Source organism: Mesorhizobium sp. Cs1321R2N1 (genome assembly GCF_037179725.1).
GTDB classification, from domain to species: Bacteria; Pseudomonadota; Alphaproteobacteria; order Rhizobiales; family Rhizobiaceae; genus Mesorhizobium; species Mesorhizobium salmacidum.
The window spans coordinates 83,799-98,841 of record NZ_JAPYKP010000003.1; the positions used below are offsets into that span (position 1 = coordinate 83,799).

Below are 15,043 nucleotides of genomic sequence, written 5' to 3' on the forward strand. Positions count from 1 at the left end.
GGCACTCGATCGTCAGTCGCCGGTGACCATCATGGCTGAAATCTCGGCCTCGGCCGCCTTGGTACCTTCGACCAGGGCTTCGCAGGCGAATTTGAGCAGGTTGCCGCGCTTCTTGATTTTCTTGACATGGATCTTCAACTGGTCGCCGGGAACGACCGGTTTGCGGAATTTGGCGTTGTCGATGGTCAGGAAATAGACCAGCGAGGGCTTCGACGCCCCGAGGCTGCGGATACAAATGGCGCCCGCCGTCTGCGCCATGGCCTCAACGATCAGCACACCTGGCATCACCGGCTGCTCCGGGAAATGACCCTGAAAATGCGGCTCGTTTATGGTCACGTTCTTGATGCCGATGGCGGAGTCGTCGCCATCGATGTCGACGATGCGGTCAATCATGAGGAAGGGGTAACGGTGCGGCAGGAGCTTCATAAGCCCCAATATGTCGACCGCTTCCAGCGTTGTCGCCGCCACCATGTCAGCCATTGTCCTTGCCCTGCTTGCGTGCCCTAGCCATCGTGCGCAACATGGCTATCTCTCGCATGGCTTCCGCCATCGGCTGCGCCGGATAGCCACCCCATATCTCGCCGGCGGGAACATTGCTCATAAATCCACTTCTGGCGGCAAGCTTGGCACCTGTACCAATCGTCAGATGATCCGCAAGCCCGACGCCGCCGCCCATGGTGACATTGTCCCCCACCACCACGGAACCGGAAATACCCGAAAGCCCGGCTACTATGCAATTGCGGCCGATGCGGACGTTATGGGCGATCTGCACGAGATTGTCGATCTTGGTACCTTGCCCGATGATCGTATCGGACATGGCGCCGCGATCGACGGTGGAGTTGGAGCCGATCTCGACATCGTCCTGGATGATGACCCGCCCGATCTGTGGAACACGTTCGGGACCCTTGGCGCCGCCGACAAAGCCAAAACCGTCCTGTCCGATCCTGGCGCCACCATGGATGATGACCCGATTGCCGATCAATGCGTACTGGATACTGGCGCCCGGGCCGACATAGCCGTCACGGCCAATCTGGCAGGACTGTCCGATGACGGCGTTTGGCGCGATGACGGTGCCGCTGCCGATCGAGACGCCTGGCCCGATGACCACGCCGGCCTCGATGACAGCGCCGGCTTCGACATGCGCTGTCGGATCGACGTGGGCATGGGGCGAAACACCGGTTTCACCGGTCATCGGCCCCGGCGTAGCGGCCGTGGGGAACAGCAGCCGACCAACCAGGGCGAATGCCTGTTGCGGCCGCGGATGAATCAGGACGGCGACGCTAGCCGGCGCCTTGTTTGCGAATTCCGCCGGACACAGCACCGCTGCCGCCCGCAGCGACGGCATCAGCGCCGAATTGCGCCTGCCGTCGACGAAAACGAGCGCGTTGGCGCCGCCTTCATTGGCTGGCGCCAACGCTTCGATCGAAACGTCGGAGTGGCCGGAATCGACAAGCACCGAGCCAGTCAGATTCGCGACTTCGGCCGCCGTATACCGGCGTGATGGCGCGAAGAACACCGGATCGGTCATTCCAGAAGCTATATCCAGCTAGGTCGGAACATTTCTCCCGGATCCAAAACCCGGGAGCATCGTTGGCCGCCGATCAGAAGCGGGTCGATATGCCGAAGTTGAATTCCTGCACGTCGTCTTTGGCTTCCTTCTTGACCGGGATCGCATAGTCGATACGGATCGGCCCGAACGGCGAGGCCCACATCAGGCCGACACCGACCGAGGCGCGTATCTGCAAACCGGTCGAGTCCTGATCGACCAGTGACTGATCGGCAATCTTGTTGCCGTAGAGCGTCGCCGCATCCGCGAACACCGCGCCACGCAAGCCGAAGCTCTCGGGAATAACCGGGAGCGGGAATTGCGCCTCGGCCGAAGCGTTGAAATAGGTCGTGCCGCCCAGATGATCGCCGCTGGTACCGGTAGCGACCGGGCCGATGCCACCATAGGCAAAGCCGCGGATCATGCGATCGGTGCTCTGGAAGTGGTCGAAGATGCGCAGATCGCCGTCGCTGCCGTAACCCTCGACGTGACCCGCGCCACCTGAAAGGAGGCCGACAAGGTCAAGCTGCTCGGACAGCGTCTGATAGATGCTGCCGCGGCCGGTGATCTTCACGAACTTGGCATCGCCACCGAGACCCGCGACCTCCACGGTCGTGTTGGCGTAGATACCCTCGTGCGGGTTCTTCATGTCGTCGATGGTGTTGTAGACCAGCCCCAGGCTGACCGAAGACTTGATCCACGGGCTCTCCTCGATACCATCCAGGACAGCCTGGGAGATGTTGCAGTTGCCTTGCGGAACCGCATCGGTGGGATCGCAACCATCGTCGACCTTATATTTCTCCTGCGAAATATTATACGCCAGCTGGGTCGTGATGCTGTTGGTGATTGGCAGCCCGAAGCGGATCGTCGCGCCGGTGGTGTCGCTGTCGTAGTTGTTGTTGTATTCCCGCGTCGACTTGTAGATGTCGAAGCCGGCGGCGATGCGCCGCCCGAGGAAATAGGGCTCGGTGAAGGACAGGCTGTAATCGCGCGAGTTCTTGCCGCCACCGGCCGACACCTTGATGAACTGGCCACGACCGAGGAAGTTGCGCTCGGTGATCGATCCTTCGACGGACGGTCCGGCCGAGTCGCCACCGGTCGAATAGCCGGCGCCAACCGAGAATTCACCCGTCGACTTCTCGACCACATCGACCACCAGCACGACCTGATCAGGGGCCGAGCCAGGCACGGTCGAAATGTCGACTTTGTCAAAGTAATTGAGGTCTTCCAGACGCTTCTTCGCGCGCTGGATGAGCACCTGGTTGAACGCGTCGCCTTCGCTGACATCGAATTCGCGGCGGATGACATAGTCACGCGTCCGATCGTTGCCGCGGATCTCGATGCGCTCGACATAGGCCTTGGTGCCCTGGTCGACCGTGTAGACCACCGAAATCGTATGGTTCTCGAAGTTGCGATCGCCACGCGGAGTCACCTGCGCGAATGCGTAGCCGGAACCGGCCACCTTCTCGGTCAAGGCAATGATCGAGTCTTCGACGTTCTTGGCGTTGTAGACATCGCCCTTATGTGTTTCCACTACCGATTCCAGCGACTTGGAGTCCACTTCCGGGATCGTGCTTTCGACGCTGATGTCGCCGAAAGTATAGCGCTCGCCTTCCTGGACGGTGATGGTGACCGTGTATTTGTTGGTCGCATTGTCGAGTTCGCCGACAGCGGACACGACCTGGAAATCAGCATAGCCGTGATTGTAGTAGAAGCGGCGCAGCAGTTCCTGGTCAGCGCGCAGCTTGTCTTCATCATAGACGTCGTCGCGCAGGATGAACGAGACCCAGGATGAGCGCTTGGTGTTGATCACGTCCGACAGGCGGCGGCTGGAATAGGCGCTGTTGCCGACGAAATTGATTGCCGCGATCTGCGTGCGATCGCCTTCGGTGACGTGGAACACCACATTCACGCGGTTGTCGCCGAGCTCCATGATCTGCGCGGTCACGCCGGCATCGTCACGGCCGATGCGCCTGTAAGCGGCCTTGACCGCCTCGACGTCCGAATCGAGCGTAGCCTGGGAGAACGTGCCGCGCGGCTTCAGCTGAACCGCTGCCTGAAGCGCGTTGTCCTTGAGCTTCTTGTTGCCCTGGAACAGCACCTGGTTGACGACTTTGTATTCCGAAACCTTGACGACCAGGGTCGAGCCGACCTGGTTGATCTGGACATCCGAGAACAGGCCGGTGCCGAACAGCGCCTTGACCGCGCTATCGACATCGGAGCTGGAGAAGGCCTTGCCGGGCTTGATGGTGATGTAGTTGCGGATGGTATCGGCGTCGACACGCTGGTTGCCGCTCACCTCCACCCTGCTTACGACAGCGGCTTCGGCCGCCGATGTGGCAACGAACTGCACTGCGAGCGCACCGGGTACGACCAGAGCGGCGGACAGTGCCGCCGCTGACGCGGCGTTTAGAAACTTGGATGCTGCCTTCATCGGGCTTAATAACCTTTTCTCGTAGTCCCCACGGCGAGAAAACCGGACGTGCGGTCATTTCCCCTACCGTATTAACCGGATTTTCCCTACACGCAAGGCTTCTGGTTAATTTGTATTTACTTAACCCTGTTGCGTGGCTTTCGCGTCACTCATATCCCCGTGCATGGTAAACGGCGTCTCAACATCGACCATGCCCAGGCCGAATTTCTTCATGATTTCAGCACCCAAAGAGATCGTTCCAGAACACGAACCCCATGAAGCACAGTACCAGAAGCAGACCGGCCCGATAGGCCATTTCCATCATCCGTTCCGACACCGGCCGGCGGATGACGGCCTCCACCCCGTAGAACAACAGATGGCCGCCGTCGAGGGGGGGAATCGGCAAAAGGTTTAGAATGCCTATCCCGACGGAGAGCAGCGCGACAAGCTGCACCAGCCACTCGAAACCGAGTTTGGCAGCCTTGCCGGCCATGCCTGCGATCTTGACCGGACCACCCAGCTGGCACTTGTCCTCGCGCCCGACGACGAAGCGCTGCAGAAACTGGCCCGTGCGCTCGATGACATGGCCCGTTTCCTCAACGGCCGCCGCAACGGCTCCCACCGGGGTGTATGTGATGAGACGAGGCTGGCCGAGTTCCTTGTTGTTGACGACGCCGATCACCGCAACCTTGATCTTGTTGCCGAGCGCGTCCTCTTGTTCCATCAGGTGCGGCGTCGCGGTCACCGTGACCTCCTTGCCGCCGCGCAGCATGACGAAGGTGATGGTGTCGCCGGCCCGGCCCGAGACCAGCCGCTGCACGTCTCCGAAGGTTTCGACCTTGCTGCCGTCGACGCTGACGAATCGGTCGCCAGGCAAAATGCCGGCCTTGGCCGCGGGACTCTCGGCGGTAACCTCCGCCACCATGGGCTCCGCGACATAACGCCCATAGGAGGCAAACAGCACGGAAAAGACGACGATCGTCAGCAGGAAGTTGAACAGCGGCCCGGCCACCACCGTTGCCGCGCGCTTCCAGATCGCCTGGGTGTGGAAGGCAACCTTGCGTTCCTGGTCGGTCAGCGTTTCGAGCTCGTCCGATGTCGGCTTGCTGGAGGTGGCACTCATGTCGCCGACAAACTTGACATAACCGCCAAGCGGGATGGCGCAAAGCTTCCAGCGCGTGCCGCGCCTGTCGTTGAAGCCTATGAGCTCCGGACCGAAGCCGATCGAGAAGGCCCTTACCCCGATGCCGCACCAGCGGCCGACGAGGTAATGGCCCATCTCGTGAACGAACACCACCACGGTCAGTACGAAGAGAAACGGCACGAGCGTGCCGAGAAAGAGGCCTTCCGTGCTGAAAATCGCGTGAAGAATCTCGTTCAACTCAAGCCCTCAAGTTCTTCCGCGGTCGCTGCCTGACTGTGACATCAATACAGGCGAATCCAAGGCACGTCCGCGCCAGATCGTGGAATGACACCATTCAAATGGCAAACAGCCCCTGTGCCGGATGGTCGGCGCCCGCCGCAATCCAACCGATGACGTATAGGGCAAGAGCGGCCGCGACAAGCCCGTCGACACGATCCATGATGCCGCCATGGCCAGGAATGAGCACGCCCGAATCCTTGCGGCCGTGCCGCCGTTTGACCCAGGATTCGAACAGGTCGCCAGCCTGGGCGACAACGGACAGCACCAGCGCCACGAGGCCGAGCAACGCCAGGTTGCCGGCGCCGGCAATGGCTGCCAGCAAAAGTCCCGCGACGACGCCACCGACCGCCCCGCCGAACGCGCCGCTGCGCGTCTTGCCTGGCGAAATCGACGGCGCCAGTTTGGGCCCGCCGACGGCGCGCCCGACGAAATAGGCGAAGATGTCGGTCGCCCAGACGACCGCGAACAGGAACAGGATGGCGACGAAGCCCGAATGGTCGCCGTCGCGCAGCAGGGCAAGCGACAGACCCGACACGCAGGCATAGGCAAGGCCGCCAGCGTCCCACTGGTCGATCCTGCGAATTCCCGCGGTGGTCGCCGTTATCGCAACCAGAATCACCAGGAGCGGCAGCAGCCACAATGCGGACAGGCCGGCAATCAAGGCACCGACGAAAATGACCATCAGCGCTTCCGGCAGGAAGCCAAGCCCGTCGGCCGCGGCGGGCCGCGACATGCGTGTCCATTCATAAAAGATCATTGCCGCCATGACGGCGCACAGCAGCCGGAAAGGCAGGCCGCCAAGCCAGGTCAGGCCAAGGGCCGCAATAGCGAGCACGACCGCCGAAATCACACGTAGCTGAAGGTTGCTCATCCCGCGGCCGGTCGCGACGCGACGTCTTGCGGGTCCAGTCCGCCGAAGCGGCGCTCGCGGCCGGCATATTCGCGTAGAGCCTCGGCGAGGTGCTCGCGATTGAAGTCCGGCCAGTAGCACGGCAGGAAGACGAGCTCGCTGTAGGCGGCCTGCCACAAGAGGAAGTTGGACAGGCGAAGCTCGCCGCTGGTGCGGATGACCAGCTCCGGATCGGGAATGCCTTGCGTGTCGAGAGAGCCGGCAAAGCTTTCGGCGGTGATCGCCTCGCTGTCGATTTCACCGAGCGCCACCGCCTCGGCGAGCTTACGCGCCGTGCGCACGATCTCGTCGCGCCCGCCATAATTGAAGGCGATCACCAGCGTCAGCGAGGTGTTGTGGATCGTCAGCGATTCGGCTTCCTCGAGCAGCCCCCTGATGTCTGCCTGCAGCCCTGCCCGGTCGCCGATGATCCTGACCCGCACGCCGCTCTGGTGCAGCTCGGCAAGGTCGCGACGGATGAACAGCTTCAACAACCCCATAAGGTCGCTGACCTCGGACTTCGGCCGTGACCAGTTCTCCGACGAGAAAGCATAGACGGTCAGGAAGGAGATACCGAGACCGGGGGCGGCACGCACAGCCTTGCGCAGCGCCTCGACACCGGCGCGATGACCCGCGAGCCTCGGCATACCGCGCGCCTTGGCCCAGCGTCCATTTCCATCCATGATGATCGCGACATGCGCGGGCGTTGTCATGATCTCGCTTTCGGATCAGCCAAGGGCCAACCCTAAACCTGCATGATTTCAGCTTCCTTGTCGGAAAGCAGATGATCGATGGTGCTGATGGTCTCGTCGGTAAGTTTCTGGACCTGGTCGGAACGCTTGCGCTGATCGTCCTCGCTGATGTCGCCGTCCTTCTCCGCCTTCTTCAGGAAATCCATACCATCGCGACGCACATGGCGCGCGGCGACGCGCGCGTTCTCGGCATAGCCGTGCGAAATCTTGACCAGTTCCTTGCGGCGCTGTTCGTTGAGCTCCGGCAGCGGAATCCTCAGATTGGTGCCGTCGACGATCGGGTTGAAGCCCAGATTGGATTCCCGGATCGCGCGGTCGACCGCGCCGACCATCGACTTGTCCCAGACCGAGACCGAGATCATGCGCGGCTCCGGCACGGTGACGTTTGCCACCTGATTGATCGGCATGGTGGTGCCATAGGCTTGCACCTGGATCGCGTCGAGCAGGTTGCTGGAGGCGCGACCGGTCCGCAGCGAGGCCAGATCATGCTTGAACGCCGCGATTGCCCCATCCATGCGCCGCTTGAGATCGTCGTACTCACCACTCATTCTAGTCTCCTCGACCCGTCTGCCGCGGGTTCACTGCTTCGGGGCAAAGGCCCCGTGTTCGAGCCTGATCTCGAAACCCGGTTTCCCGGGATCAGGCCCGGATCACTCGTCCGCGACGACCGTACAGCGGCCGCCGCCCCTCAGAATATCGCCGAAACCACCTTTTTCGTGGATCGAATAGACGATTATCGGAATGTTGTTTTCGCGCGCAAGTGCAATCGCAGCCGTATCCATGATCGAAAGGCCGCGATTTATGACTTCGGCATGGCTGATGCGCTCGAAACGTGTCGCGCTTGGGTCCTTTTTCGGGTCGGCCGAATAGACGCCGTCGACCTGCGTGCCCTTGAACAACGCGTCGGCGCCGATTTCGGCCGCACGGAGCGCTGCGGCCGAATCGGTGGTGAAGAACGGATTGCCGGTGCCGCCGGCGAAGATCACCACCTTGCCCTGGTTCATGTAGGCGGTCGCCTGGCGCTGCGAAAAGCTCTCGCAAAGCTCAGGCATGGCAATCGCGGACAGCACGACGGCGTCGACGCCGATCTTGTTCAGCGATGTGCGCAGCGCCAGCGAATTGATGACAGTGGCAAGCATGCCCATATGGTCGCCAGTAACGCGGTCCCCACCCTTGGAGGCAACGGCCACGCCGCGAAAGATATTGCCGCCGCCAATGACGACACCCACCTCGATACCCAGCGCGCGCGCCTCGGCAATGTCGCCGGCGATGCGGTCCACGACCGAGACGTCGATGCCGAAATGCTGTTCGCCCATCAACGCTTCGCCCGAAGCTTTCAGCAGAACACGTCGATAGAGGGGCTTCACCGTCATCTGGTTCCTCGAAAATCCCGGCGCGGCAAGCTCTGAAGGGGAAAAAGGCCTCCTGCTTCGCCCGGCGGTGCTGTCATGACGGGTTGACCGGATACACGAAGGGCGCGGCGATGTCACGCCGCGCCCTTGTGCAAAATTCCAGGCTTTTTGGATCAGTTGCTGCTGATGGCAACAGCCTCGCCTTCGACCACGACCGGCAATGCATAACCGGACGGCTTGTCGCCGGTCACGACACCGCCGGCGACACGGACCTGGATCTCGGGACCGAAATAGGAATGCGGGAACGGCGCCGGCGTGCCGCTCACCTTGTCCAGCCGCTGGCGAAGCGCGGGCGGTATCGAGAAATCGAGCGCGGCAAGATTGTCCTGCAACTGCGAAAGTCTCGTTGCCCCAAGGATAACGGTGGCGATTCCTGGCTGTGTCGCCACCCAGTTGAGCGCCACCTGAGCCATGCCGCGGCCGAGTTCGGCGGCGACTTTCTCCAACTCCGCCACAACAGCCCAGTTGTGATCCGTGAATTTCTGGAAGCCGGGATGGGTGGTGTTGCGGAAACCGTCGAGCCGGCCGGCATTGCCCGCTTGCGCCGGGCGGTATTTGCCGCTCAACAGGCCGCTGGCCAGCGGGCTCCAGACCATGATGCCGGCGCCATGACGTGTCCCGAACGGCACGAATTCATGCTCGATGGCACGTTCCGCCAGGGAGTATTCGAGCTGCAACGCCGAGATCGGCTCATAGCCACGCAGTTCGGCGATCGCCTGAGCCCGCCCGGCATACCAGGCCGGCACGTCGGACAGGCCGATGTGACGTATCTTGCCTGCCCGAACCAGATCGTCGAGCGTACGCAGCACTTCCTCGGCCGGCGTCAGCCTGTCCCAGATATGCATGAGATAGAGATCGATGTAGTCGGTGCCCAGCCGCTTCAGCGAGGCGTCGACGGCACGCATGATGTTCTTGCGGCCATTGCCGCCGGCGTTCGGATTGCCGGGGTTCGAGTTCATGGTGAATTTGGTGGCGATCACCGCCTTGTCGCGCAAGCCTCGCTCGGCCACGAATTCACCGAGCCAGGTCTCGGCGGTGCCCCCGGTATAAAGGTCGGCGGTGTCGAAGAAATTGCCGCCGGCCTCGACATAGGCGTCGAACATCGCGCGCGCCGTATCCCGGTCCGCGCCCCAGCCCCATTCCGTGCCGAAGGTCATCGTGCCCAGCGCCAGCCGGCTGACGCGCAGGCCGCTGTTGCCGAGTGTGTAGTAGCTCATCGTCATTGTCTTCTCCGATCCTGATCCGGTTGATGCGGGCGTCATTGGCCCGGGGTCGTCTTGACCCAGGGATTGCCGCGTTCATGCGTCATGCGGAAGGTGAAGCCATCGACCTTCCAGGTGGTGCCAGAACGCGTCAGGTGGTGCTCATAGGTGCCCCAGACTTCCCAGAGTGGATCGCCATTGCCCTCCATCAGGTTCCAGGCATAGCCGTTCGACAGAACAGTCGCCGTGTCCGCCTCGAGGACGACCTGGTGATTGGTGCGCAGGTGCAGGCTGGTCTTGCTGCCCTTGAGATTGCCGGCCCAGGCGCCGATCAGATCGTCGGAGGCAATGTTGGCCGCGGGCTGCCCGGACAGGCTGCTGAAGTCGGCGGTGACCCGATCCGCGAAATAGCTGCGCGCGCGTTTCCAGTCCTGTGCGTCGACGGCGCGGTCGATGGCATCGGCGATACGGATCACGGCGCGTTCATCGGCAAGTGCCTGCCAGCCGGTCGGTTCGGCACCACCGGCATCGACGGGCGCCAAGGCAAGGCCTGCGGCGAAGGTAACGTGTTTCAAGGCATTCATTTCGCTTCTCCTTGTGCCATCAGCCCGATCGCCGATGTGTTGGCGACAATGTGGACCTCTGCCTCGGCGTCGATAAGATTGCATGATCTGCATGGACCGTGCGATATGGTTCATGAATGGACCGAGACCTGCTCACCCACCTGCCTGTCATTGTAGCCGTTGCGCGGCGCGGCGGCTTCGCACTTGCCGCGGCGGAACTCGGGATGAGCCCGTCGGCGGTCAGCCATGCGGTGCGGCTCGTGGAGGAGCGTATCGGCCAGCCGCTGTTTGCGCGCACGACGCGCAGCGTTTCGCTCACCGAGGCCGGCAAGGCGCTGGTGGAAACGGCGGCCCCTGCCCTCCAGGATATTGCCGAGCGGATGGACCGCATCCGCAGCGACAAGGGCAGGCCGTCTGGCCTGCTCAGGATCAACGCCTCCAACATCGCGATTCCATTGGCGGTGACGCCGGTCGTCGCCGCGATGGCCGAGCGCTATCCCGACATTTCGGTCGAGATTTTTGCCGATCAGGGATTGGTCGACATCGTCGGCGAAGGTTTCGACGCCGGCATCCGGCTCGGCGAGATGATCGCGCAGGACATGGTTGCCATCCGCCTGACGCAGCCCTTCAAAGTCGTCATCGTCGCCTCTCCCGCCTATATCGGGCGACGTGGCCGTCCGCGCCGAGTAGCCGATCTCGCGAACCACAATTGCATCGGGTACCGGCTTGTCCGCTCAGGGGCTCTCTATCGCTGGGATTTGACCGAGGATGGCAAGGATGTGGTCATGGAAACCAGCGGTACGGTCATCGTGACAGATTCGCTCGCCGCCATTGATCTGGCGCTCGCTGGCGTCGGCCTCGCCTATATGTTCGAGCCGCTGGCCCGCGCGGATCTGGCAGCCGGGCGCCTGGTGCAGGTTCTGCCGCAATCAGCGATCGAGGAACCCGGCCTTTTCCTCTACTTCCCGCGCCGCGCGGCGATGGCGCCGAAGCTCAGGGCGTTTATCGATACCGCAAACGAAATCGGCCGGGCATCCCTGCGGACGCCCAGCCGAAAAACACAGTCGGAATAAAGCGGTAGGGCGCTTACTTCTTGACCGCCGCCGCGACTTCCGCGGCGAAATCGGACTCTTCCTTCTCGATGCCCTCGCCGAGCGCGAAGCGCAGATAGGCCGTGATCTTGGCCGGCGCGCCGATTTCCTTTTCGGCATCCTTCAGCGCCTTCTCGACAGTGATGTCGGGGTTGAGCACGAAGGCCTGCTTCAAGAGCACGACTTCCTCATAGAACTTGCGCAGGCGACCCTCGACCATCTTTTCGATGATGGCTTCCGGCTTCCCGGACTGGCGCGCCTGGTCGGAGAAGATTGCCTTCTCACGCTCGACCGCCGCCGGGTCGATCTGCTCGGCGGTCAGCGCCATCGGGTTGGTGGCGGCGACATGCATGGCGACCTGGCGGCCAAAGGCATTGGCGGCATGCTCGTTGCCGGTAGTCTCGATCGCGACCAGCACGCCGAGCTTGCCAAGGCCATCGGCAACCGAATTGTGGACGTAGGTCGCAACCGCGCCATGCGGCACGGTCAGCTTGGCCGAGCGACGGAAGCCCAGGTTCTCGCCAATGGTGCCGACAGCGTCCTTGATGGCGTCGGTGACCGACTTGTCCGAACCCGGATACTTCGCGGCGGCCACAGCCTCTGTCGTGCCATAGGCAAGCGCCACCTTGGCGACGTTGGCGACGATTTCCTGGAAGGCGGCATTGCGGGCGACGAAATCAGTCTCGGAATTCACCTCGACGACGGCGGCTTCGCGCACGCCGTTGTCGACGCCGATCAGGCCTTCGGCGGCGGTGCGGCCGGCCTTCTTGTCGGCCTTGGAGATGCCCTTCTTGCGCAGCCAGTCAACGGCTTCTTCCATGTTGCCGTTGGTCTCGTTCAACGCCGCCTTGCAGTCCATCATGCCCGCGCCGGTCAAGTCGCGGAGTTCTTTGACCTGTGCAGCCGAAATGCTCATTGTCGCCTCTTTGTTTAAATGCACCGACGCACCATCGTTATTCGATGGTGCGTCTGTTTAGCGTGCCAAAATATGAGAAAGATGAAGGCCGCAAACCGGCCTTCGACTATCAAGCCTCTGGGGCTTCCGACGCAGGAGCCGTATCGAGTGCCGGCTCGACCGGAGCTTCGACCGAAGCGCCGATATCCATGCCGAGCGCGCCCTGCTGACGGGCGATGCCGTCAATCGCGGCCTTGGCGATCAGATCGCAATAAAGCTGGATGGCGCGGGCCGCGTCGTCATTGCCGGGGATCGGGAAATCGATCTTGTCCGGATCGCAGTTCGAATCGATGATGGCAACGACCGGGATGCCCAGGCGCTTGGCCTCGAGGATGGCGATCGCTTCCTTGTTGGTGTCGATCACGAACATCAGGTCGGGCGTCGAGCCCATGTCCTTGATACCGCCGAGCGCCTTGTCGAGCTTCTCGCGCTCGCGGTCGAGGTTCAGGCGTTCCTTCTTGGTCAGGCCTTGCGCCTCGCCGGCCAGCATCTCGTCGAGCTTGCGCAGGCGCTGGATCGAGTTCGAGATCGTCTTCCAGTTGGTCAGCATGCCGCCGAGCCAACGCGAATTGACGTAGTACTGGGCCGAACGCTGCGCGGCATCGGCGACGATGTCGGACGCCTGGCGCTTGGTGCCGACGAACAGCACGCGGCCGCCCTTGGCAACGGTGTCGGAAACCTGCTTCAGCGCCTGGTGCAGCAAAGGCACCGTCTGCGAGAGGTCGATGATGTGGATGTTGTTGCGGGCGCCGTAGATGTAGGGCGCCATCTTCGGGTTCCAGCGGTGGGTCTGGTGGCCGAAGTGAATGCCAGCTTCCAAAAGCTGGCGCATGCTGAAATCAGGCAGTGCCATTCTCATTTCCTTTCCGGTTAGCCTCCACGGACACAGGCATTTTTTGAACGAAGTCCTCGAACGCCACCGGAGGTTTCAGCCGGATTTCTCCCGGGCAGACACCAAAGTCCGTGTGTGGAATGAGCGGGCATATAGAGGGGAAGCGCGATAAACGCAAGCCGTGTGACGCTTTCCGCTCAGCGTGCGGCAATCAGCGCTCCGGTGCCCATCATGGCACTGCCGGCGAACCTGTTCATCAGTCGCATGCGCCGGGGCGTCCTGAACCAGCCCGAGGCCTGGCCCGCCAGCGCGGCATAGACACCCATGGTGAGGATATTGACGCTGATAACGACGGCCACCACCAGCAGGCCATCGACAAACGTCAGCGTGTCGAGATCGAGGATCAGCGGCATGATCGAGGCATGGAACAGGATCGCCTTCGGGTTCCCCAGCGCAATGGACGCGCCAAGGAAGAAGAATCGCGACAGTCTCGCCTGTGCCGTCTGCGACCCGTTCGGTTGCGTGGCCGAGGCCCGCCACATCCTGATGCCGAGAAAAATCAGGTAGGCGGCGCCTGCATATTTAAGCAGGAGGAATATCCATTCGAATGTCTGGGCCAGGGCTACCAGCCCGAGCAGTGCCAGAGTGACCAGCACGGCATCGCCGGCGGCGACCCCCACGCCGGCCATGAAGGCGCGAAGAAAACCACGCGACACGCCATTGGTGATGACCGTGAACATCGCTGGCCCCGGTGTGGCGGCGGCGAGTGTGACGGCTGCGCAATACGCGAAAAATGCCGTTGGAGTCATGACCGGGCCTTTCCGTTGGGTACCCGCACGCGCCTGAAGATCGCGACGATCTCCTCGCGGCTGCATTCGATGGCGCCGAGCCGCACCGCGCGGTCGCGCTCGAAACCGGTTATGTCATAGTGTGGCGCCGATGTCCTGGGCGGCCCCTGGTAGGACGAGCGCTTCACGCCAAGCCGGGATGCGAACCGATGCAGTTCTTCGGTGTCGTCGGCCATCAAATGGCACCAGCGATGGCCTGCCCACTTCCAGATCGCCGCATCGACATAGACCGCCATCAAGCCCGGCCAGTTCACTTGCGCATCGCTGCTACTTCGATACGGGACAAGGCTTTGTCTGGTCGAACAGCGACAGGTTGACCAGCTTGCCGGTCATGGAGAAGTCGCCATAGTCCATGACGAGATCACGGGTGATGCCGTTTTCGTGCAGCTTGAAGCTGATCCGGTATTCCGGCACTTCCTCGCCCTTCTGCGCACTGTCGTCGAAATAGGCGATGTCGACCGGCCAGTATTTGTCGGTGGCAAGCTTCGCCAGTGCCGGCGCTTCCGGATCGGCCTTGTCGGCTTCGGTCTTCTTGCCGACGACAACCGTGGTCGTCATCACCTTGTTGGCGTCCTCCGACCCGTCGAACAGGTTGGTTTGATAGAAGTTTTCGCCTTTTTCGGCCTTGCCGATCAACTCGACCAGATGCTGGGTCGGAAACTGGGTGGCCGCGAGTTCAAGACTGTTCTTCTCCGGCTTGTCGATATCGACCTTCAGCCCCTTGGCATTCTTTGTCGCGACGCCCTTGACCTCCTTGTCGAGGTTCTGGTCGACGAAGGACTTCGTTACGAAAGAAAACACCTTGCCTTCCGCGTCCTCGAAGGTGGTGGTCTGCTGGTCGGTCAGCTTCGTGTTGTCGCTGGTCGCGATCTGCGTGACGAAACGGAATTTCACCGTGTAGCCTTCGCAGGCCGAGCCGTTGAACTCGTAGACCATACGGCCGGTGATACCGGTGATGCCGGATCGATCATCCGCCTTCTTGAGGGTGAGATCGTAGACGGCGCGATGCGCCTGCAGCGCCGGTACGGCGAAAGCGGAGCCCACAGGGAACAGCGCCGACAACAGAACGGCGTGGAATGCAAGGCGCGCTGCGCGCATGAGGTACTCCAATCGTCGC

At 62.1% G+C, this 15,043-nt stretch carries 16 protein-coding genes; 1 reads left to right on the forward strand and 15 read right to left on the reverse strand.

The features are described 5' to 3' along the window. Nucleotides 1-12: 12 nt before the first annotated feature. The 10 genes from fabZ to O7A61_RS01650 all read right to left on the reverse strand — a co-directional run bounded on the left by fabZ (nucleotide 13) and on the right by O7A61_RS01650 (nucleotide 10,221). Nucleotides 13-480, reverse strand: a complete 468-nt coding sequence (gene fabZ / locus O7A61_RS01605) for a 3-hydroxyacyl-ACP dehydratase FabZ (RefSeq protein WP_015317790.1) — start codon at nucleotides 478-480, stop codon at nucleotides 13-15. Beyond that, on the reverse strand, nucleotides 473-1,528 hold the full coding sequence (gene lpxD, locus O7A61_RS01610) for a UDP-3-O-(3-hydroxymyristoyl)glucosamine N-acyltransferase (RefSeq protein ID WP_337128112.1): 1,056 nt from the start codon (nucleotides 1,526-1,528) through the stop codon (nucleotides 473-475). The genes fabZ and lpxD overlap by 8 nt, the downstream gene beginning before the upstream one ends. 73 nt (nucleotides 1,529-1,601) lie before the next feature. Continuing rightward, the gene (bamA, locus tag O7A61_RS01615) at nucleotides 1,602-3,980 is read right to left on the reverse strand and encodes an outer membrane protein assembly factor BamA (protein ID WP_337128113.1); all 2,379 of its coding nucleotides are present in this window, start codon (nucleotides 3,978-3,980) and stop codon (nucleotides 1,602-1,604) included. 217 nt (nucleotides 3,981-4,197) lie between these two features. Then, nucleotides 4,198-5,340, reverse strand: a complete 1,143-nt coding sequence (rseP, locus tag O7A61_RS01620) for an RIP metalloprotease RseP (protein ID WP_337128114.1) — start codon at nucleotides 5,338-5,340, stop codon at nucleotides 4,198-4,200. A gap of 97 nt (nucleotides 5,341-5,437) precedes the next feature. Continuing rightward, a complete protein-coding gene (locus tag O7A61_RS01625; protein ID WP_337128115.1) occupies nucleotides 5,438-6,253 on the reverse strand; it encodes a phosphatidate cytidylyltransferase in 816 nt (271 codons plus the stop codon). Next, on the reverse strand, nucleotides 6,250-6,984 hold the full coding sequence (locus O7A61_RS01630; protein WP_337128116.1) for an isoprenyl transferase: 735 nt from the start codon (nucleotides 6,982-6,984) through the stop codon (nucleotides 6,250-6,252). The genes O7A61_RS01625 and O7A61_RS01630 overlap by 4 nt, the downstream gene beginning before the upstream one ends. A 32-nt stretch (nucleotides 6,985-7,016) precedes the next feature. Then, complete coding sequence (gene frr, locus O7A61_RS01635; RefSeq protein WP_027142617.1) at nucleotides 7,017-7,571, reverse strand: ribosome recycling factor; 555 nt, start codon at nucleotides 7,569-7,571, stop codon at nucleotides 7,017-7,019. Nucleotides 7,572-7,673: 102 nt separating this feature from the next. After that, complete coding sequence (gene pyrH, locus O7A61_RS01640) at nucleotides 7,674-8,396, reverse strand: UMP kinase (RefSeq protein WP_027142616.1); 723 nt, start codon at nucleotides 8,394-8,396, stop codon at nucleotides 7,674-7,676. Nucleotides 8,397-8,548: 152 nt separating this feature from the next. Beyond that, the gene (locus O7A61_RS01645; protein ID WP_337106861.1) at nucleotides 8,549-9,658 is read right to left on the reverse strand and encodes an aldo/keto reductase; all 1,110 of its coding nucleotides are present in this window, start codon (nucleotides 9,656-9,658) and stop codon (nucleotides 8,549-8,551) included. Between the two features lie 35 nt (nucleotides 9,659-9,693). Continuing rightward, complete coding sequence (locus O7A61_RS01650; RefSeq protein ID WP_337128117.1) at nucleotides 9,694-10,221, reverse strand: nuclear transport factor 2 family protein; 528 nt, start codon at nucleotides 10,219-10,221, stop codon at nucleotides 9,694-9,696. 116 nt (nucleotides 10,222-10,337) lie between these two features. On the opposite strand from O7A61_RS01650, the gene O7A61_RS01655 reads away from it, so the two are divergent. Further along, the gene (locus O7A61_RS01655; protein ID WP_337128118.1) at nucleotides 10,338-11,273 is read left to right on the forward strand and encodes a LysR family transcriptional regulator; all 936 of its coding nucleotides are present in this window, start codon (nucleotides 10,338-10,340) and stop codon (nucleotides 11,271-11,273) included. A gap of 13 nt (nucleotides 11,274-11,286) precedes the next feature. Here the strand turns inward: O7A61_RS01655 and tsf are convergent, their stop codons facing one another. The 5 genes from tsf to O7A61_RS01680 all read right to left on the reverse strand — a co-directional run bounded on the left by tsf (nucleotide 11,287) and on the right by O7A61_RS01680 (nucleotide 15,024). Then, complete coding sequence (gene tsf, locus O7A61_RS01660) at nucleotides 11,287-12,207, reverse strand: translation elongation factor Ts (RefSeq protein ID WP_337128119.1); 921 nt, start codon at nucleotides 12,205-12,207, stop codon at nucleotides 11,287-11,289. A gap of 109 nt (nucleotides 12,208-12,316) precedes the next feature. Next, complete coding sequence (rpsB, locus tag O7A61_RS01665) at nucleotides 12,317-13,099, reverse strand: 30S ribosomal protein S2 (protein ID WP_337128120.1); 783 nt, start codon at nucleotides 13,097-13,099, stop codon at nucleotides 12,317-12,319. 176 nt (nucleotides 13,100-13,275) lie between these two features. Further along, a complete protein-coding gene (locus tag O7A61_RS01670) occupies nucleotides 13,276-13,887 on the reverse strand; it encodes a LysE family translocator (protein ID WP_337128121.1) in 612 nt (203 codons plus the stop codon). After that, nucleotides 13,884-14,162: a DUF4031 domain-containing protein gene (locus O7A61_RS01675; protein ID WP_027142608.1), complete on the reverse strand. Its 279-nt coding sequence runs from the start codon at nucleotides 14,160-14,162 to the stop codon at nucleotides 13,884-13,886. Before O7A61_RS01675 ends, O7A61_RS01670 begins: the two co-directional genes overlap by 4 nt. Before the next feature lie 31 nt (nucleotides 14,163-14,193). Further along, nucleotides 14,194-15,024 carry a cell envelope integrity EipB family protein gene (locus O7A61_RS01680; protein ID WP_027142607.1) on the reverse strand — a complete coding sequence of 277 codons (831 nt, stop codon included), beginning with the start codon at nucleotides 15,022-15,024 and terminating at the stop codon, nucleotides 14,194-14,196. Nucleotides 15,025-15,043 lie beyond the last annotated feature (19 nt).